The following is a 20,172-nucleotide window of genomic DNA, read 5'->3' as shown; positions in this document are numbered from 1 at the left end:
ACATGTTTACGTCCTAATAAAAAGGGTATTTATTAAATTAACAGGGCAAAGGAACTGGAGGGAATGAAAAAACATGAATTAAAGTTTCACTTTATAAAAGGCATTGCTCAAGGATGATTCTGGAACCGATACTATAATATAAGGAGCTGACTGCAATGAGTAAAAAAATTGCTATTTTAATAACGGATTATTTCGAGGATACAGAATATACAGAGCCAGTAGAAGCTTTTAAGCAAAAGGGATATGAATTAACAACTATTGAAATGGAAAAAGGTAAAACGGTACACGGTAAGCAAAGAAAAAGTGAAGTCGTAATTGATAAAAGTATTGATGATGTTTCTCCAGAGAACTTTGATGCCCTCTTCATACCAGGCGGATTTTCCCCAGATATACTTCGTGCAGATGAACGTTTTGTTCACGTTAGCAAAACATTTATGGATGCGGAAAAACCCGTTTTCGCTATTTGTCACGGACCTCAGCTACTCATCACTGCACAAACACTTGAAGGACGCGATGTGACTGGATATAAATCCATTGAGGTCGATTTGAAAAATGCTGGCGGAAACTTTCATGATAAAGAAGTAGTCGTATGCCAAAATCAGCTAGTCACAAGTAGACAACCGGAAGATATCCCCGCTTTTATTGAAGAATCGTTGCGTATATTAGGATAGCTACTTTGGTTAACCTCTTTTATTTGTATGAAAAACAAAATATAATCAGTGGGGGATTTATTTCATCCCCCACTGATTATTAGTTCACACTAATCGCGTGTTTATGGGCAACCCGACTCCCACAAATACACCTCTTATCTCACTCTAAAATTCCCAATCACTATTCATAGGCAGTTCTCATATAGTGAAAATGACTATATAATTCCTATCCATAAGTTAAATCATGATTTTACACATATATAAATACAAAAGATGGGAGCCTAACTATGAACAATACTCCACCTTCAACGCCCCCAAATCCAACGGAAACGAATAATAATGAAGTGAGCTTACAAACGTTACGCGTCATTGGGCTTATTGTACTGATTAGTGGCTACATATTAGTAGCACTTTCTGAAGTAGGAACGTTAAAAAATCTTTTACTACAGCCGAATACCACTCCAAATTTAGCTGAAGTTGATCCGTTTTAAAAATGGTATAAAAAGCGCTCCTCATTATAACTGGTTCGCTTTTTATATCGTTTCACTTTATCCGATCTGAGAAACCTTCCCTTCATCTTGATATTTCTCTTTCCCTATCGCCTTCATAAATAATAAAATACTGCTCATACCAACAATAAAGTACAGAGCACTCATGCCCCAAGATGCAATAAATGAACCTAACATAACACCTAATGCCCCGTTCATTTTCGCCATTTGAAAGACCATCCCGTTAATCGCCATATAAGAACCTCTTGCCTCATCCGGCACCATATCTGCCATAATAGATTGACGCACTGGCACATACATCATCTCTCCTACCGTTTGGAAAAGCCCAGCAATTAATAAAATCGATAAGCTATTGCTCGTTCCGAGTATTGTAAATCCAATTGTATAAATGAATAAACCTACATATAAGATTTTCAAATCGTTGAAGCTTTTCAGCATTTTAATAAGGAGTGCCGAACATAACACAACTAAAATTGTATTCTCTGCTGAAATCCAGCTCATCATTCGAATACCTGTTAAATCAAACGTCACACCATTCCCAAAGAAAAAGTGCACCGTTTCAAATTCCTGCTGCAAACGTACTCCTAAATAATTATTAACCTGAAACTCTAAAGATAATGTACATATACTTGCTGCACAAAAAATTAAAAACGCTCTATCTTTTATTACGACTTTATAACTATCCGCCATATCTTTTAATACATTTTTCTTCTCCACCGTTTTTCGTGCTACATACACTTCTTCCATATATAGAGCCATCACATATAAAGTAATAACTGCAATAACTGTTAATCCAATAAACAATTGTAATCTATAGTTTTCAAACAATAGTCCTCCAAATATCGCTCCAATTGCAATGGATAAATTAATCGCCCAGTAGTTAATGCTGTACATCACTTTTCGATTTTCCGGTGTACTCACATCAATTAACATCGCCTCTGTCGCAGGATTCATAAGACCAGACCCTAAACTATTCACTAACATAAAGATAAATGTTAGCCACGGTGAATCTACATAATCTGAATTTGCAATCCCCATACAAGCGATTGAAATGACTTGTATACTTTGACCGATAATCATTACTTTTTTACGACCAAGTCGATCCCCAACATATCCACCGTATAAACCAATTACTAATGAAGCAATTACATTAATAAGTAGCAACGCACCAGCAATTGCACTACCTAATTTTATTGAAAAATAAATCGCCATAAATGGAAAAATCATCGTGGATACAGTACGTGTTAAAAACGAAGTTATAATTCTAATTTTTATATTTCGATGCATACTCCAAAATCCCATCGTTTCCCCCTCCTTATGCTTACTTATTTTACTTTGAAAAAAAGGAAGAAAAAGGTTAGAATATTCTAAAGAGTTTCCCCTTTTATGATAGAAGGAAGTGTATATATGAAAATTATGGACTATTACATTAGACTAAGACTACATGCACAAGATCAACAACATATGCGAAATAGCTTACAAGAATTAGCGGATGTTTTATATTGCAGTACGAAAAACGTAAAAATTTTATTAAAGAAAATGAGCGAGGAGCAATTAATTAACTGGACTCCAGGGCGAGGCCGCGGGAATAAAACGGAAATTCTATTTATACATAATTTCGTAGAAGCGATTGAGTCCTATACAGATGAACTGTTAGCGCAAGAAAAATTAAAAGATATCTTTCTTCTTTTAAAAGAACCCCTACCCCTTGCCCTTCAAAAAAAGCTAGAAAATAAACTACATCATCATTTTGGATACAAACCTTCAAATGATATGTACGACATATTAAAGATTCCTATATCGAGAAAGATATTTCCATTAGATCCGGCTTTTGTGGCTGTAACTACAGAGAGCCATCTTACGAGTCAAATTTTTGATACGTTAGTCGTTTATAACGATGTTACTGAAAAAATGGAACCACACATTGCGCATACGTGGGAATTAAGTGAAGACGGGCTTACGTGGACTTTTTATTTACGAAAGGATGTATATTTTCATAACGAAACAGTTTTAACTTCTAAAGATGTACGATTTTCATTTGAAAGACTAAAAGAAATTTACTCTCCTTTCGAATGGTTAACAGAAGAAATTGTTCAAATTGAAACGCCATCACCACTGCAAATTCGATTTCATTTAGCAAAACCAAATTTATTTTTCTTACACTATGTAAGTTCCATACAACTAGCAATTTTACCGCGTGATGTGAGTATCCAAAATCATCATTACATAGGTACTGGACCTTTCAAACTTGCTTATTACTCTGAAGATAATATCGTGCTCGAAGCGTTCACTCATTATTTTAAAGAGCGCGCGTTATTAGATCGTATTGAATTTTGGGGTATTCCTGATCATGTACAAATCGATGCTGACTATGAACTACCAAATGAAGAAGAAAATGAAACGCATGATATACAAATAGAAGAAATAGGTTGTATTTATGCTGGCTTCAACTTTACAAAACCTGGTCCTCATCATGACATGTACTTTCGAAAGGCTTGGAGAGAACTATATGATGTTGAAACGATAATTCGTAGCATAGAAGGTAGACGAACAATTGCTGCATCAAGTTTTTTCCCTGAAAGAAGCCGTCAAGCTTCTAAAAGATCCTACTCTTTAGAAAAAGCGAAAGAGTATTTAAAAAAGAGCACCTATAATGGAAAAACGATACACATTTATTTCTTCGCATTTAAAGATAGTGCAAATGATGCACATTTCCTAAAAGCACGATGTGAAAGTTTAGGTATACAAGTAGAGCTTCACCCATTTCTCGTTTCAGATTATATGAATCGTTCTATTGATCAACATGCTGATATTATTTTTATGGGAGAAGTATTTGCTGCCGATCATGAACTTGCATTCTTAAATGTATTTAAAAATAAAAGTTGCTTCGTAAACCGGTTCATGGACCCGCACTATGAAAAACAAATTAACTGTTTGCTAGATACATTTTTATTAGAAGGAAATAAGGAGAAGCGCTACGAGCTCATGTATGAAATCGAAGAATTTTTACAAACAGAACACATCATTTTATTTAACTATCACGTTTTAAAAAGAAAAACATACCCTTCTTCTTTAAAAAATGTAACGATTGATTCATTCGGTTGGGCAAATTTTGCAAATTTATGGATACAGCCATCCATGTCTTAAAATGTGAGTCATTATAAAAGGAGAGGAACTATGAAACGCAACCTAGAAAAAAGACTTTCCTATCTATACACAGGTGAGTTATTTTCAGTCATTACTTTTATCTTCACAAGTTACTTACTTAATTATGCTTATCCTACATTACATTTATATTCCCTATATTCTTTTTGGGTCTCATTTCTTCTTTTAGAGTTTATCTTATTACAAGGAGTAATTTACTGGTACGTAAAGTGGAAACGACTAAAAAAAGAGAAAACATCTGTTACGCCCATTAGGATGATTCAATATTTAAAAATACTTAAAAAGATAAATATAGCATTCATTATCACGGGATTTATTACGTTTACTATTGATTTTGTAATTTGGTATCCCCACTTACCTTTAGGTGGGCTATCATTCACCCTATTTATTTATATTTTTGCATTACTTGAGTACATTAACTATTATCATACTCAGCTTTCATACGATAACATCTCTGATATGAAACATTTAATCAAATCAAAAAAACTAAAGCAGTCCTGTATAAGTAAAGATTTTCAACGTATTTCATAAAAGAGAAGGTACTACATCCTTAGTAGTACCTTCTTCACAATACAAACTATTATTGAATTACTCCATCCAAGTGATTTTTCAAGTTCAATAAATATTGCTCAATATCCGGATTCTTCACCACATCATAACAAGCAAAACTCTTTAACGGACTCATGCCAAGAAACTTTTGTACGCGATGTAAGTGACTAAGCGCTGACTCTAAACTTTCTCCTTCAAAAAACTTCGTCTTATCTCCAAATGCTTTTTCAGGTGCATTCCAAGTTGTAGAAAACATATATTGCTTCTCTTTTAGTAAACCACCTGTTCCATATTCATCAGCACCTTTAAAGAACAAACCGTATTCATACACTTCATCCATATATGTTTTAAATAGTCCCGGTACACTAAACCAATAAATTGGTGTTTGATAAATCACAACATCCGCCCATAAAAACTTCTCTTGCTCTTCTTTAATACTATAGCCATCTTGAATCGTTGTTGTTTTCACATGATGATTCTCGCTTAATACCGTTACCATATAATCTACTAACGTTCTATTTAATCGTCCTTCTTTCGTACCGTATTTCTCATGTCCATTTATAATAAAAATATTTTTCATCGCTTTTCTCTCCCCTATACGATCTACTCTTCAGCTATTAAGCCCAGTTGCTGCTTCAGCGTAAGATTATCTTCTAAATGCCAGTCTTCCGTGATCTTTCCGTCTTTCACATGTAACATATCAATTGCAAAAAAATTGATTTTCTTATCATTATGCGTTCCCGTAAAAGAAAGACGAGCTGTTACTTTATCACCAACGACTAATAAATCTTCAATCTCGCAATGTATATTAGGAACGACTTTACGAAAATTTTGTGCCGCAACCTTTAATCCTTCAGTACCTTGCGGACGACCTTTCGGTAATGTATTATCAAAGAAATTTTCCGTAACAGTATGCGGAATAAGATTCTCTTTACCTGTATCCCAAAATGCATAAAAACGCTGCGCTGCATGAACCATTTCTGTCGCTTCCTTTTTACTTAATGAAGAATCAATTGTCATTGCTTTTGGCTTTGGCATTTCTTTTAATAAATGAATTTCAGTTTTTTCTTCCACGCCGCATGCTACAAGTACAATACAAACAACAAACAAACTAAGGAACATAAACAATTTTTTCATACTCATGGAAATCACCTCCTCTTCATCTAAACCCTTTTTATTTCATATTGCTATTGTATATGCACTAACTTTCTTTATGGAAGTAGTGATATTTTTTTCATATAGTTACCAAAAGTATAGTTTTGTGATACTATAAAGCAAATTCATTCAAAAAATTTTTATGGAGGCTAGTTCCATGAACAATATAGATTCAGTTGTATTAACGAAAGGTTTACCTGGCATACCTTGTCCTATCGCTAAAACGCTTGACGTAATCAGTACAAAATGGACGTTTTTAATCATTCGTGACCTTCTTATTGAAGGAACTTTACGTTTTAGTGATTTACAAAAATCAATGGACGGCATTAGCCCAAAAACATTATCGCTTCGCCTAAAAGAATTGGAAGCACAAGGGATTATAACGCGAAAAGTATATCCAGAAGTTCCGCCCCGCGTAGAGTACACTTTAACGGATAAAGGAAAGCAGTTAGAGGGGATTTTTATTGAATTAAAGCGGTTTGGATTAAGTTTATAAACGAAAAGCCCCTTACCATACAAATAGTAAGAGGCTTTTCATTATTCACTACATTACTTCGCAAAACTTTCAGCTAGCTGTTTCTCTCTCCACATAAATGTAATGCCGAGACCAACGATTAAAACAACTCCTGAAAATGCATATGGATAATGAATATTCATATCAAATAATATTCCGCCCATAGCAGGTCCTGCGATATTTCCTAAACTCGTATACGTTGAGTTCATACCAGCAACAAATCCTTGCTCTTTTCCAGCTGCTTTTGATAAAAACGTCGTTAAAGCCGGACGAAGTAAATCAAATGCTAGGAAAATGAAGCAAGTAACGAGCAGTACAACCCAATAATTAAAGACTACAGTTGAAACGAAGGCTAACACTGCCCCCACAATTAAACATATTTGAATTAACACTTTTTCACCAAACATGTCAACTAATTTTCCAAACATAAATACTTGCACAACTACCCCAAAGATTGAACTAATTGTAATAATTGCAGCAATATCTTTCGGCGTGAAACCAAATTTATGATCAGAAAACAGACTAAACACAGTTTCATATGCCGATAAACCGAATGCAAGTACAAATACGATAATAAATGCGATTGCATACATTGGGTTTAATGATTTCTTTAAATCTCCAATAAAGCTTGATTCTTTCGTATTAGAAGAAATTTCTGCAAGCTCTTCTTTCGTTAACGGTTCTTTTAAAATAAAGATCGAAATCACACATGCTATAAAGGCAATCACTGCTGCCACAAAGAACGGCACACGTATTCCGTATTCTGCAATAAACCCGCCGATTCCAGGCCCTATAATAAATCCAGTGCTAATAGCTGCTGAAAGATAACCCATCGCCTTTGGTCGTTCCTGAATCGATGTAATATCCGCAACATATGCTGTAACACCCGGCATAATAAACGCAGCACTAACTCCGCCTAACACCCTCGCTACATAAAGCATCCACACATCTTTTCCTAATCCAAAAAGAAGCTCTGAAACACCAAAAATAAATAATCCAATGATTATCATTTTCTTCCTACCGTAAAGATCGACCCAACGACCTGTAATTGGTGAAGTTATGAGCTGAGCCATTGCAAACACTGCAACGAGATAGCCCATCGTTTTACCTGTTAAATTCATATCATTCATAAAGGACGGCATAACCGGAATGATTAACCCAATCCCTAAAAAAGCGATAAATATATTGCTTAAAAGAATGACCAATACCATCTTTTGTTCTTTTATCGGTTTCTTCACTTTTTAACACCTCTTCCCGCAAGTTCCTCTCAAAAAATAATGCCCAAGAAGCTTTTTCTTTATCCTACTATTTTTGGGCTAATAATGAGTGGAGATACCCCACTCATTAAAGTTTCACTTTATCTTTCCACACATACATAAATACAGGGTGAATGACTATCATTCAGTTTTTCGTAGAAATGAACCTACCTTCTTAAGATAGGTTCACCTAACTGTTTTGTCCCCATTAATGCGGGCTAATAATCAGCAGGGCATGCCCTACCAACTAAAGTTTCCCTTTATTTCTTTATATGTAGTGCATGTATTAAAAAATCTAGTACTTCTGCCTTTTGAAGCTCCACTTGCTCATCATCTTTATGATCGTATAAATAAACTTGTTCCGCTGCTGATTCAACAAGAGCGATAAATAACTTGGCTGTTCGCTCTGCGTGAACCGAGTCACGAATTTCACCAGCTTCTTTTGCCTCGCTTAAAAATTCGCTTAGCCACATATAAAGAGGCTCATACACAGCTTCCCATTCTTTTATATGTTCAGTAGATGCAAGGCCCGCATACATTAATGCTTGTATTTCACGATATTCAGCTATAAAGTTAAATACTGCATCTATTACTTGCTCAACTTTACTTGAAAAAGATGCATCGTTCTGTACTTTTTCTTTCACTGCAAGTATCATCTTCTCAACCATCACTTCTGCTATTGCAGGCATAACAGATAGCTTAGAAGGAAAATATAAATAGAAAGTTCCTTGTGCAATGCCAGCCAATTTCACGATATCAGAAATCTTCGTTTTTTCAACGCCCTTTTCCTGAAACACTTCAATAGCTGCATAGACAATTTTTTCTTTTTTATTCATCATCTAAACCCTTTCACACTCATATTGAATGACTGTCACTCATTTTATAAAATAACTAGCTGTACTGTCAATCATCATGTACTTTCATAATAAAAATCTCCCAACAGATCGTTAGGAGATTTAGCTTTAATATCCTTTTCTTATGAAAGGGCCTTTAATCCCGTAACTCCACATACGATAAGAGCTACGCTAATCAAACGTGCCTTACTTTTTGATTCACCAAACAGAAACATATTTAATAAAACTGCGCCTGCTGTTCCAATACCAATCCAAACCGCATAAGCCACACTTACTTGTAAGAACAAGAAAGAAGTGTATAAGAATGCGAAGGACGTTGCAAATCCACCTATATAAATCGCTCCATTTGCTAACGTCTTATCTTTACTATACATTTTAAGTCCTATCACACCGACTATTTCACTAATTGCGGCACAAAATACGAAAAACCAACCCATTTTTAAGCAGCTCCTTTCACAATTTCTTCCGCGGTTTCTTCTTTATTATCAGCCAGTTTTAAACCGATAACACCCGCTACGACCATCACGATAAAGAATAGTTTCCCTACACTGAAACTGCCGCCGAAAAGGAATACATCCATTAGGAAAGTACCTACCGTACCAGCTCCGGCAAACACAGCATATACAGTCCCTGTTGCAAGATGTTCGCACGCTTTAGAAAGAAAATGAAAATCAACAGCAATAACTCCTACAATAACAACCCAATGCCACCAAGTATGGGCTGTATTAAAACCGAACACCCAAAATATTTCAAAGATACATGTTAATATCACATATAACCAAGCTTTATTTTTCATATCTCTCACCTTCTATTATTATATGACTGACCGTCAGTCATTTTTAATTTAAAAAATATAATCTCACGCAAACTACTATTTTAAAAAAACAATATCAGCCTCATTTATCCTTATATTTGTTCAGTTATTAAAAATTACTTATCTACACCCTTTCATAATAAATGACTGAATGTCATTCATAAATTATTTTACACGAATAATTTATAAAATGTCAATACCAACATTCCATAAACAATTTAACTACTTGTAATACTTTACATTTTTAGAAACCGTAAATTGCTTAACTTGATGGCAACAATGTCTCTTCCTCCATCAATCAACTTAATAAAAATCGGTACTCATTATTGTTAAAAATGTTATTCTTTCTTTATTAATAGGGGGCTAGCGTAAAAAAGACACCCTCACAGGTGTCCTTTTCATTATGGAAATCTCTTAAAATACATTTCTATTTAAAAACCTTTTGTTACATCATAATACCGTTATGTTTGAACGTATACCATTTTCCATTAATTAAATGTTTTCCAACTGCCATGTCACCGCTAGACTGTAAATAATACCAATTTTTATTTTCTTGTAACCAACCTGTTTTCATTGGGCCATCTTCAAAGTAATACCATTTCCCTTTATTGCTAAACCAACCTTGTTCACTTGCACCAGATTGATCATTAAAGTAATACCATCCTTCTTCTAGCTGTTTCCATCCTGTTAGCATTGAACCATCTTCATTAAAGTACCAAACCGTACCGCCTTCAGCTAGTTTCCCTTTTCGCATAGCACCAGTGTCATCAAAAACATAACGCTTTCCGTTTTCTTCTAACCAGCCTTCGTTCCAGTTATTTTCTGTGCTTTTCATTGATCCATCTGTATTTAAGTAATACCATACGTTATTATTTTTTAACCAGCCTGTTTGCATGACACCAGATGCATCAAAATAATACCATTTCCCTTTCACTTGTGCCCAACCTGTTGCCATAGCGCCATCTGCATTATAGTAAAACCATTTCCCTGTATAAGGCCCACTTTTAATCTCTTGCCAACCTGTAACCATAGTTCCATCTGCATTAAAAGTGTATGTTTTTCCTCCTATAGTCCTACGGCCATCAGACATGTAACCATCTTTGTCAAAGTGATACCATGAACCATTGATTTTTTTCCAATCTTTAGCCATAGAGCCATCTTCGTTAAAATAATGCCAAACTCGAACTTTCTTCCATCCTATTTGCATTGAACCATCTTCATTAAAATAATATGTTTTTCCTTGAATATTTTTCATATATGTAGCCATCATGCCTGTTTCATCAAAGTGATACCATTTTCCATTAATATTTTTCCAACCTATAGCCAAAGAACCATCTTCATTATAGTACAACCAGTATCCCGTCCCTTGAAACCAACCACGTTTTTCTTGAACTTGCTCAATTGTATCCGCTTTCTTTTGAGAAACTACATTTTCTTCTGCATGAGACACTGCTGGTATGATAAACATTGAAGACATTAAAATCGGCAAAATAACTTTCTTCATTTTCCAAATCCCCCAATTAATGAATATTTTTAGTTTTTATTTCCACAAACAGAATTGTATTACGTTAGTTAAATATAGTCAACAGTTTTTGTAATGTAATTGTAATATTTTTTATATATTAGAAACATATGAGTTTTTAATGTAATTATAATTACATAATCGTTATAATTAATCATCCATTTTTTCAAGTAATTCATTCGTTCCAAATATCAAAAAGATAAAAAGTATGGATTTCATAGTAGTCAAAACTTTGAGCGTATACATGAACTTTTTAATACTGTTATAATTTTAGTTAAAACAATAGTCTTTCAAATTTTTAATCTAGTTTAATAAAATCAATATTCCGTCAATAATATTGATAATACGATACTTTCTCCACTCCCCCTTGGAAGAGATCCCTTGAATGGAGCAGTTAGCTTTTGCTAGCTGCTCTTTTTATTTGTCCGCACACTATGATGAAATACTCATAGATCAAATCCATTTTTCATCACGTAACAGGAAACAGCGTATTTTTTAATCTATGTATTTTTCAACGAGTCTTTGTATGCAATGATTTTATTTTCAAGCATCTTCTCTGTAACTTCTAAGTTTTCTCTTTGAATCTGAATAGATTTCCTATGATCTTCTAGGAGCTGCAAACGAGCTTCAGTTGTATGCTCCCCTTCTAAATATAATCTAGCGTATTCTCTTATTTTCGCTATTGGCATTTGCGTTTGTTTTAACTTCATTACAAACTGCAACCACTTTATATGTGATTCTTCATACAGTCGATTTCCATTTGTATCGCGATTTGCAATTAGTATGTTCTCTTTTTCATAATAACGTAATGTATGTGTGCTCACTCCTAATAATGTAGCTACCTCGCTAATTGTGTACATACTCATACTCCCTCCGCATGCCATTTGCCCTCATATATTTTGCGTTCTTATCAAATTTATAAAAAACATTTGACTTAGAGTATACTCTAACAAATACAATCTAACCATAAATGAATTTGAACTTAGGGGGATTTTATATGAAATATACTGTTATTACTGGTGCTAGTTCTGGAATTGGCTATGAATCGGCTTTAGCCTTTGCATCTCGTGGAAAAAATATAATACTTGTAGCTCGAAGAAAAGAAGAATTAGATGGATTAAAATTGAAAATTAACGAAATGTATCCGGAGTTAGATGTTGTCATTCGAAGAACTGATTTATCCGTCACGGAAAATGTTTATAAACTTTATGAAAGTCTCCAAAGTTTCCAGATTGAAACGTGGATTAACAACGCAGGTTTTGGTAATTTTGCCTCAATTGCTGAACAAAATTTAAATAAAATAGAAACGATGTTGCATGTAAATATAGAAGCACTAACAATACTCTCTTCCCTTTTCGTTCGAGATTATTCAATGATTGATGGAACACAGCTTATTAACGTTTCATCAGGCGGTGGATATACGATTGTCGCTAATGCTGTTACGTATTGCGCTACGAAATTCTATGTAAGTGCATTTACAGAAGGATTATCTCACGAACTGAAAGAAAAAGGTGCAAAATTACAAGCAAAAGTTTTAGCTCCTGGTGCAACTGAAACAGAGTTCGCGAAACGATCATTTGATATTGATGAATTCCAATACGATAATGTTGTACCAAAATTCCACACTGCAAAACAAATGGCACAATTTATGCTCGACCTTTATGATAGCGATAAAGTTATAGGGCTTGTCGATGGTTCTACTTATAACTATGAACTTAAAAATCCCATTTTTAATTTTGCAGTAAGAAAAACAAATTCAAATTCTTAACAACATCTCATTTCTACCTAAAATATAGATACCCACTATTTCTTAAATAATAGTGGGCTTTTTTCTCTCTAAACATTTCACCCAACATACCTAATCATCGCCACTTCATCACAATAATCAACTTTTGGACAATGCCTGCAATCAATCCACACTTTCTCTGGCAACACTTCCTTATTCACAAAATCAAACCCACACTTTTGAAAAAATTCCGTTTCATATGTTAAAGAAATTACCCTGTTCACTTTTATCTTTGCCGCCTCATTCATAACATGATTCACTAACATACGCCCTATCCCTTTCCCTGCATATGTATGCGAAACTACTAAAGATCGTACTTCTGCAAGATCCTCTCCTAATACATGTAAGCCAGCAACTCCAACGACTTCCTCTCCTTCTTTCATAACATATAAACATTGCAAATATTGATAGAGAGACAAAAGAGAACGCGGTAAAACAACCCCCTCTTTTGCATAAACTTCAATGAGACTATAAATTTCTTTCACATCACTCGTAACCGCATTACAGATTTTCATATTATATCCCCTTGCCCCCAATATTAATATTTATAACTTTAAATGAATTTTAATACATAATTTTATATAATAATACATCTCTCTTTTCTTCTCGTCAATCACTTTATACAAACAAAAAACCAAGCAATCTAATCGATGCTCGGTTCCTCATTTCGTATCGGCAATACCGTCGAATATTTAATTTCACGCAGTGCTAAACTTGTCTGTATCCGTGTAATACCAAGCTTGTTCAACTTTCTAATAAACTGCTCCAGTTCTTTACGATCACGATTTGCAACTTTTAATAAATAATCATATTCCCCTGTTAAACAATGACATTCTAACACTTCAGGCATCGATTCTAATTCTCGTTCTAGCACTTCAAGCTTTTCATACTGATGAATATTCGTACTCATAAAAATGAAGCATAGTAAATCAAAACCGAGCTTTTCTTGATTTAAAATTGCTACTTGCTTATCAATAAAACCTTCTCCATCTAACCTTTTTATTCTTGCATGCATCGCAGCTGGAGATAAATTAACACGGCGTGCAAGCTCTGCATTACTTACTTGTGATTCTTTCTGCAATATATCTAAAATTTGTACATCCAAATCATCTAACACTTTAATAACAGATGACTCCATTATAATTCCCCCTTTTTTCTTACCGATGATTATTCGAAAAAACATCCCTTAATTCAAACGAAACTGAATATTATTCTTTAAGATACAAACGAAACGAAATGTTTTATTGATTTTTAATCATTACACAAAAGAATATATTACACAATAAAGAAAAATGCTAAAATTATTTACAATTCGTATTGATTATAACAAAGGGGATTTTAATATGCCTTATTTTTATGTCTTTTTACTATTATTAACGAGCTTATTATGGGGAGGGAATTTTGTCGTTGGGAAATCTCTCGTCGATCATGCCTCGCCGATGACACTGACGAGTTTAAGATGGATCATTGCGATCGTTTGTTTATTACCTATGGTATGGTTTAAAGAAAAGAAAATCCTGCCACCGCGCGCTGCGATACTACCTTTAATACTGATGGGGATTTCAGGAGTCGCTCTCTTTAACATCTTTCAATTTTTAGCATTAGAAAAAACATCCGCAACGAATGTGGGTCTCATCTCTACATTGAATGCAATTTCAATTGCACTATTTTCGGTATTATTTCTAAAAGAAAAAGTAAATACACTTCAAATATTATCCATGACCCTTTCATTCTTCGGGGTTATCCTCGTTCTATTAAAAGGTGATTTCTCACTTTTATTTTCACTACATTTTAATAGCGGAGATTTATGGATGATTGCGGCAGTTTGTATTTGGGGGATATATTCTGTGTGCAGTAAATGGGCAACAAAAACAACTACACCACTAATGGCGACGTTATATTCTGGTATTTTCGGCATTATTTTATTACTGCCATTTAACATCGGTAACTTCACTGTTTCAAATATAAATACATCATTCATTACATCGCTTTTATATACAGGAATCATTTCAACAGTACTTTGTATGGTATTTTGGAACATTGGTGTACAAAAATTAGGAGCTACAACATCGGGAATTTTTCTAAACTTCAATCCGATTTTCACAGCTATTTTAGCATTCCTTTTCCTAGGAGAAGAATTAACATGGATACAAATTTTAGGTACAATTGTCGTCGTGACAGGATGTTATTTATTTTCTCATTTCAAAACAGTTGCTGTTCAGCCAACTAGAGCTTTACTGCGCAAACATTCTTAATCAAAAAAACATCGCCACCAAAGTGGCGATGTTTTTATTTACCTTTCATTTCTTTCACATACTTCTTTTCTTCTTCTGGCGATAAACGTTCTGTTGCCTTTCCAGTATCACCACCTTGAATTTCCCACAAAAAGTTATGCTCCTCAACCGTTTGTGAAAAATCCCCTTTCTCCCAGCGCTCCAAAGTAGCAAGTAACTTTGATTTATTTTTAAAATTTGTACTGCTTTCTACCGCTTCCTTCGCACTACGAATTTCCTTATTTGTCATTTCAATAAATCCCCATTTTTCAGAGGATTTCACTTTTTGATGTACCATCCTATGCATGGTAGAAATAATTTCATCTTCACTAGCTTGTTGCTTCTCTTCCTTTGCTTTCTTCCCTTGTTGCCCCGTTACATTTTGTGCTTTCAGACTCTTCTCCTCTTCTTCTATATAATTAAGAAGTTTCGTAACACCGAATACAGCTCCTATTGCAATTACAATCATTGTAATTGTCCCTATAATCCATTTTTTCATATTATGTATTCCCCATTCCCCTAATAATCACATAAACAAATGGAATCGCCTGCGCACAGCCGATTCCATTTGTTTCCTTATTATATTTTAAACCTTCATCGCTTCTCGTACAATAAAACTATCCACATATTGCTTAAATTTTATAATTTTCCCATTTTCAAGCTGCCATATATGAACAAATTCTGCTTCAAACAATTTTCCCGTTTCTTTATAAACTCCTGAATAAACACCTTCAGCAATAATTACATCTTTTCCGTTTACTTCATGATACATATTTACACTCGCTTTATAATCATCCCATTCTGATCCTAAACGACTAAATACATTTTCCATTATATCCTCTGTACCTATATACGTTCCGCCGTACGGGAAACCTTTTGCCTCTGTCCATTCTATTTTTTCAGAGAGGGATTCTGCTAAATGTTTTGCATTCGAAGAAGCTGATCCTTCATACGTACTTTGAATAATTTCTAAATTTGATTTAAGCATAGTAATTCCTCCCTCGTTTATTTATTCTTCACACGAGTCGTAACTATTGTAGTTACGACTCGTGTGAAAAAATATGCTAATTCATTTCATTCTTAACTTAGTTATTGTAACTATTATAGTTACAATAACTCTTTAAGTCAACAATTTATAAATAAAATTTACTTCGTTTTCATTACTTTCTCTTTTAAGAAACGATCTACATATCCTTCTGCTTTTACAACGAATAAATACGCACCCATTGATAATAATGCAAGATCTAATTCATATCCGGGATTCTTGCCATCTCCTAATAATCCTGCTGCTCCATTTACCTTTACGATAGCTCCAGCTAAAATAAGAGCGAATAACAATCCTACATATCGAACACCTAAACCGATAATTAATAATATACCACCAACTAATTCAACTGTCGCTATACCATACGCAAGGCCACCTGGTAAACCGATACTTGTAAACCATCCTGCTACGTTATCTATACCTGATTGAAACTTTGCTAAACCGTGTGCAAAGAACGTAACTCCTAACACGATACGAATAATTAAATTCCCAATATATTGATTCATTTTGAACTCTCCTTTTTGTTTTGTTATGGTGAACATTTATTCACAAGACAAAACAATACGGTATTTCGTTTCATTCGTCAAATGCTTTTTTTAAAGAAAACAAAAAACATTATCCGTTTTACGAATAATGTCTTTTATAAAATAGCGCTAATTCAAGCTTTTACTCAATCGCACAGAAAAAGTTGAAACTTTTTTCCAGCACCAATATAAGGCAATAACAGCACGTCCTCTTCCACAACCATTCCGACAACATTCACCTTCTCATCTGTAGGCAAATCATTTATAACAACTTGCATCTCCCCGGCATATCTACCGTACAATTCATTATCAATTGTGATACTGCCTTTCTTTCTTGCGATTGCATGCATCGGCTGTAAAATCACTTTATTTCCTTCCCTTGATTCTACTGAGCGAATGACATCACGTGCTGGGTCTAATCTATTTGTATGCACTTGCTCTACTACTTTTAATACTTCATTTTCATTTATAAATGACTCATATCGCAGCGGAATAATCCCTCTACTCGCGCTCGCAATTTCTTGTACACTTTCTAAACTAGCACTTATATCTCCAATCAACACTTTATCGACATCACAATCTTGAACAAGTTCTAAAAACGCTTCAAGCGGGCGCATATTGCGGTGCTTTTCTAACGTTGGTAACCCTTCATATAACGGGCCACGTTTATCCTCATCTCCCGGAATAAATGCCATCGTTGTTATTCCACACGCATGTAAATATTGATTTTGCTTTTGTAAGAAGGACCTTGCTAGTCCTGTTTCTGGACGCGGATAAAAATTATGCCACGCTTCAACATTCTCTACCCGTATATTTTCCGCAAGTAACTCTTCCCAGAAAGATTCTGTAATCGTACTCGCATTTAAAGCTACTTTCATCTTATGAGATACACGCGCAATTTCCTTCGGCGCAATGCCATAATCCATTCGTAAACCAGTAATACCAAAGCCCAATAACACTTCCACATTTTCATACGTTATTCCTAAATGATTTAACGACTTTGGAGATATATCCACCATTAATTCCATTTCATTTTCGAGAGCCTGTTTCCCTAATGTTTGAATTAACTCTTTATACGTATCTGGATCATCTTCCGGAATATGAAGTGATGTAAAAATAGATGAAAATCCGTTTTCCTTCGCTATTTTTAGCCACTCTTTTTGTTTGTCTGCTTGCCCTTTTGAAAGATAAATTGAAACTCCTATCATATGAATCTCCCTTTCTATGAATAGAAAAAGAGAAAGGAATCCCTTTCTCTATATGTTTTCTGCCATTTCTTCTTTAAATCCGAAGAAGTACGTGAAGATAAATCCGAAAGTATATGCAATGACTAAACCTAAGAAATATAGTAAATATTTATTATCAGCAATTAACGGGATTAAAGATAATCCTGATACGCCAATTCCGAGTGAAGCCGTTTTCATAACTGCTTGGAATGCACCCCCGACAGCCGCTCCTAAACAAGCAGTGATAAAAGGTTTTCCAAGTGGTAATGTAACCCCGTATAATAACGGCTCACCAATCCCTAAAAACCCAACTGGCAATCCACCTTTAATTACGTTACGAAGTCGTTTATTTTTTGTTTTCACATAAATTGCAATCGCTGCGCCCACTTGACCGGCACCAGCCATTGCGAGTACTGGTAATAAAGGTGTTACGTGCGTTTGATTAATAAATTCCATATGAATCGGTGTTAAACCGTGGTGTAATCCGACCATAACGAGTGGTAAAAACGTTCCGGCTAGCACTGCTCCAGCAAATGCCCCACCAACATTTAAAATTGCGTTAATACCGCTCGTAATACCATCAGATAAAAATCCCGCTGCTGGCTGAATCGCTAACATCGTTACTATACTTACAGCTAATACAGTAATAAGCGGTGTTACAATAATATCTACTGCATTCGGCACTGCTTTTCGTACTCTTCTCTCAACTACTACCATAAGCCACGCTGCAAAAATAACTGCAAACAATCCGCCCCGCCCAGGTACCATTGCCTCACCAAATAATTTCACATTTGCCATCGCCGGATTGAAAATTAAAATACCCGCAATCGCCCCAAGAACTGGTGTCCCGCCAAATTCTTTCGCTGTATTCCAACCGACTAAAATCCCTAAAAATGTAAAGATACCGCCGCCAATGAGTAGTAACATTTGTAGCCATGTAGCATTCGGATCAGCACCAGCGTTTTTCGCAAAGTTAGCAACTCCGTTTATAATTCCTGATGCAACAAGACCAGGTATTAACGGAATAAAAATGTTACCTATTTTTCGTAAAAAGTTCTTCACTGGTGTATTATTTTTCTTCTTCATCTCTGATTTAATCTCTTGACCAATATCTTCAAGATGATGATCTGCAACCTCACCAATTCGTAATCCTGTTAAAACTTCCATTTCAGCTGCTACTTTATTTACAGTTCCTGGACCAACAACAACTTGAAGTGTTTCATCTTCAATGACGCCCATAACGCCTTCAACCTTTTTCAAAAGATCCATATTCACTTTACTTTCATCATGAAGCGTTAACCTCAGTCTCGTCATACAATGAGCAATGCCACGAATATTTTTTATTCCCCCAAGTTGCTCTGAAATTTCTTTGGCCATTCTCTCTTCTTTCTTCATAATAGAATCCCCCTCCCTATTCTTATCGTTTCACTTTATAATGCTTTCTTCACAAAGCCTTTCGCTTCTTTTAGTTTTTCTAGTGCTTCCCCATACTCACACTGTAGTAATACCATAACGATAGCAACTTTCACATTACGATTTGCTTTTTCGTAATACTCTGCCGCTACTTCATAACTAACTCCTGTTGCTTCCACAATAATTCGTTTTGATCGTTCTACTAACTTTTCATTCGTAGATTGAACATCTACCATTAAGTTTTTATATACTTTTCCTACACCAATCATTGACGCTGTTGAAATCATATTGAGCACTAATTTTTGCGCTGTACCAGCCTTCAAACGTGTTGAGCCTGTTAATATTTCTGCACCTGTCTCCACTTCTACATTGAGTTTTGCATACTTACTTATTTCAGCATTTTTATTACAAGAAATACTCGCCGTACTTGCTCCCACACTATGTGCGTATTTCAATCCGCCAATTACGTAAGGGGTTCTTCCACTTGCGGCAATACCAATCACTGTATCTTTCTCGTTTAATCCAATACTTTTCAAATCTTCTTCTGCTAACTCTTCGCGATCTTCGGCACCTTCCACCGCCTTAGTAAACGCTTTCAATCCACCTGCTATAAATCCTTGCACCATTTTATCATCTGTTCCAAATGTTGGTGGGCATTCAACCGCATCTAGAATACCTAAACGACCACTCGTACCAGCCCCAATATAAATTAATCGGCCCTCTTCTTCAAAAGATTTAATAACAGTCTGTACGACCTTTTCAATGTGTTCTATTTCTTTTTCAACTGCTAACGCAACAGTTCTATCTTCTTCATTCATACTTTGTAACACTTCTTTTATACTCATCTCATCTAGATTCGTCGTTTTCTCATTACGGTGTTCTGTCGATAAATTTTCTAACATATTGCCACCCTCTTC

Annotated in this window: 24 protein-coding genes; 7 read left to right on the top strand and 17 right to left on the bottom strand. The window is 34.9% G+C overall.

The window, feature by feature from the left end; all coding sequences use genetic code 11:
- Window positions 1-155: 155 nt before the first annotated feature.
- Entirely contained in the window at window positions 156-671 is a 516-nt protein-coding gene (locus MHB70_RS03510; protein WP_053446049.1) for a type 1 glutamine amidotransferase domain-containing protein, read from the top strand.
- Between the two features lie 266 nt (window positions 672-937).
- Entirely contained in the window at window positions 938-1,141 is a 204-nt protein-coding gene (locus MHB70_RS03505; RefSeq protein ID WP_001066489.1) for a hypothetical protein, read from the top strand.
- A 57-nt stretch (window positions 1,142-1,198) separates the two neighbouring features.
- On the opposite strand, the gene MHB70_RS03500 is transcribed toward MHB70_RS03505, so the two are convergent.
- Window positions 1,199-2,461 (bottom strand): MDR family MFS transporter, encoded by a 1,263-nt coding sequence (locus MHB70_RS03500; protein ID WP_000508185.1) that lies wholly within the window; start codon window positions 2,459-2,461, stop codon window positions 1,199-1,201.
- Window positions 2,462-2,545: 84 nt separating this feature from the next.
- On the opposite strand from MHB70_RS03500, the gene MHB70_RS03495 reads away from it, so the two are divergent.
- Window positions 2,546-4,306 (top strand): SgrR family transcriptional regulator, encoded by a 1,761-nt coding sequence (locus MHB70_RS03495; RefSeq protein WP_141522018.1) that lies wholly within the window; start codon window positions 2,546-2,548, stop codon window positions 4,304-4,306.
- A 30-nt stretch (window positions 4,307-4,336) separates the two neighbouring features.
- The gene (locus MHB70_RS03490; protein WP_061529752.1) at window positions 4,337-4,855 is read left to right on the top strand and encodes a hypothetical protein; all 519 of its coding nucleotides are present in this window, start codon (window positions 4,337-4,339) and stop codon (window positions 4,853-4,855) included.
- Window positions 4,856-4,904: 49 nt separating this feature from the next.
- Here the strand turns inward: MHB70_RS03490 and MHB70_RS03485 are convergent, their stop codons facing one another.
- Together MHB70_RS03485 and MHB70_RS03480 are read right to left on the bottom strand one after the other, a co-directional pair.
- Entirely contained in the window at window positions 4,905-5,453 is a 549-nt protein-coding gene (locus MHB70_RS03485) for an NAD(P)H-dependent oxidoreductase (protein WP_000789203.1), read from the bottom strand.
- 23 nt (window positions 5,454-5,476) lie between these two features.
- Window positions 5,477-6,016, bottom strand: a complete 540-nt coding sequence (locus MHB70_RS03480) for an ester cyclase (protein WP_000061962.1) — start codon at window positions 6,014-6,016, stop codon at window positions 5,477-5,479.
- 169 nt (window positions 6,017-6,185) lie between these two features.
- Here MHB70_RS03480 and MHB70_RS03475 point away from each other — a divergent pair, with 169 nt between their 5' ends.
- Window positions 6,186-6,524, top strand: a complete 339-nt coding sequence (locus tag MHB70_RS03475; RefSeq protein WP_001059478.1) for a winged helix-turn-helix transcriptional regulator — start codon at window positions 6,186-6,188, stop codon at window positions 6,522-6,524.
- A 53-nt stretch (window positions 6,525-6,577) separates the two neighbouring features.
- On the opposite strand, the gene MHB70_RS03470 is transcribed toward MHB70_RS03475, so the two are convergent.
- From MHB70_RS03470 to MHB70_RS03445, 6 genes are all read right to left on the bottom strand, one after another.
- A complete protein-coding gene (locus MHB70_RS03470; RefSeq protein WP_000742964.1) occupies window positions 6,578-7,780 on the bottom strand; it encodes an MFS transporter in 1,203 nt (400 codons plus the stop codon).
- A 278-nt stretch (window positions 7,781-8,058) separates the two neighbouring features.
- Window positions 8,059-8,637 (bottom strand): TetR family transcriptional regulator, encoded by a 579-nt coding sequence (locus tag MHB70_RS03465; RefSeq protein ID WP_002038002.1) that lies wholly within the window; start codon window positions 8,635-8,637, stop codon window positions 8,059-8,061.
- Window positions 8,638-8,774: 137 nt separating this feature from the next.
- Window positions 8,775-9,089, bottom strand: a complete 315-nt coding sequence (locus MHB70_RS03460; protein ID WP_000539672.1) for a DMT family transporter — start codon at window positions 9,087-9,089, stop codon at window positions 8,775-8,777.
- Window positions 9,090-9,091: 2 nt separating this feature from the next.
- Window positions 9,092-9,448, bottom strand: coding sequence for a DMT family transporter (locus MHB70_RS03455; protein ID WP_000790623.1), 357 nt, complete (start codon window positions 9,446-9,448; stop codon window positions 9,092-9,094).
- Between the two features lie 463 nt (window positions 9,449-9,911).
- Complete coding sequence (locus MHB70_RS03450) at window positions 9,912-10,970, bottom strand: glucan-binding protein (protein ID WP_000755815.1); 1,059 nt, start codon at window positions 10,968-10,970, stop codon at window positions 9,912-9,914.
- A gap of 518 nt (window positions 10,971-11,488) precedes the next feature.
- Window positions 11,489-11,848 (bottom strand): MerR family transcriptional regulator, encoded by a 360-nt coding sequence (locus MHB70_RS03445; RefSeq protein ID WP_000288079.1) that lies wholly within the window; start codon window positions 11,846-11,848, stop codon window positions 11,489-11,491.
- A 137-nt stretch (window positions 11,849-11,985) separates the two neighbouring features.
- Between MHB70_RS03445 and MHB70_RS03440 the strand changes: the two genes are divergently transcribed.
- The gene (locus tag MHB70_RS03440) at window positions 11,986-12,756 is read left to right on the top strand and encodes an SDR family NAD(P)-dependent oxidoreductase (protein ID WP_000878089.1); all 771 of its coding nucleotides are present in this window, start codon (window positions 11,986-11,988) and stop codon (window positions 12,754-12,756) included.
- 77 nt (window positions 12,757-12,833) lie between these two features.
- Here MHB70_RS03440 and MHB70_RS03435 read toward each other — a convergent pair whose 3' ends face one another.
- Together MHB70_RS03435 and MHB70_RS03430 are read right to left on the bottom strand one after the other, a co-directional pair.
- The gene (locus tag MHB70_RS03435) at window positions 12,834-13,289 is read right to left on the bottom strand and encodes an N-acetyltransferase (protein ID WP_000686679.1); all 456 of its coding nucleotides are present in this window, start codon (window positions 13,287-13,289) and stop codon (window positions 12,834-12,836) included.
- Between the two features lie 128 nt (window positions 13,290-13,417).
- Window positions 13,418-13,912: an Lrp/AsnC family transcriptional regulator gene (locus MHB70_RS03430; RefSeq protein ID WP_000446110.1), complete on the bottom strand. Its 495-nt coding sequence runs from the start codon at window positions 13,910-13,912 to the stop codon at window positions 13,418-13,420.
- A gap of 205 nt (window positions 13,913-14,117) precedes the next feature.
- Between MHB70_RS03430 and MHB70_RS03425 the strand changes: the two genes are divergently transcribed.
- A complete protein-coding gene (locus MHB70_RS03425) occupies window positions 14,118-15,029 on the top strand; it encodes a DMT family transporter (protein WP_001146259.1) in 912 nt (303 codons plus the stop codon).
- 34 nt (window positions 15,030-15,063) lie between these two features.
- Here the strand turns inward: MHB70_RS03425 and MHB70_RS03420 are convergent, their stop codons facing one another.
- From MHB70_RS03420 to murQ, 6 genes are all read right to left on the bottom strand, one after another.
- Window positions 15,064-15,546 (bottom strand): PRK06770 family protein, encoded by a 483-nt coding sequence (locus MHB70_RS03420; protein WP_000758760.1) that lies wholly within the window; start codon window positions 15,544-15,546, stop codon window positions 15,064-15,066.
- An 87-nt stretch (window positions 15,547-15,633) separates the two neighbouring features.
- A complete protein-coding gene (locus tag MHB70_RS03415; protein ID WP_000920284.1) occupies window positions 15,634-16,035 on the bottom strand; it encodes a nuclear transport factor 2 family protein in 402 nt (133 codons plus the stop codon).
- A 158-nt stretch (window positions 16,036-16,193) separates the two neighbouring features.
- Window positions 16,194-16,598, bottom strand: a complete 405-nt coding sequence (locus MHB70_RS03410; protein WP_001077742.1) for a DoxX family protein — start codon at window positions 16,596-16,598, stop codon at window positions 16,194-16,196.
- A gap of 164 nt (window positions 16,599-16,762) precedes the next feature.
- Window positions 16,763-17,824, bottom strand: a complete 1,062-nt coding sequence (locus tag MHB70_RS03405) for a DUF871 domain-containing protein (protein WP_000580648.1) — start codon at window positions 17,822-17,824, stop codon at window positions 16,763-16,765.
- A gap of 48 nt (window positions 17,825-17,872) precedes the next feature.
- Window positions 17,873-19,237 carry a PTS transporter subunit EIIC gene (locus MHB70_RS03400; protein ID WP_000711285.1) on the bottom strand — a complete coding sequence of 455 codons (1,365 nt, stop codon included), beginning with the start codon at window positions 19,235-19,237 and terminating at the stop codon, window positions 17,873-17,875.
- A gap of 35 nt (window positions 19,238-19,272) precedes the next feature.
- Window positions 19,273-20,157, bottom strand: a complete 885-nt coding sequence (gene murQ, locus MHB70_RS03395) for an N-acetylmuramic acid 6-phosphate etherase (RefSeq protein ID WP_000892376.1) — start codon at window positions 20,155-20,157, stop codon at window positions 19,273-19,275.
- Window positions 20,158-20,172: the final 15 nt, after the last annotated feature.

The organism is Bacillus sp. FSL M7-1020 (assembly GCF_038050415.1).
GTDB classification, from domain to species: domain Bacteria; phylum Bacillota; class Bacilli; order Bacillales; family Bacillaceae_G; genus Bacillus_A; species Bacillus_A toyonensis.
Note: the sequence above shows the minus strand (reverse complement) of the source record. Positions and strands in the feature narration are given on the sequence as shown.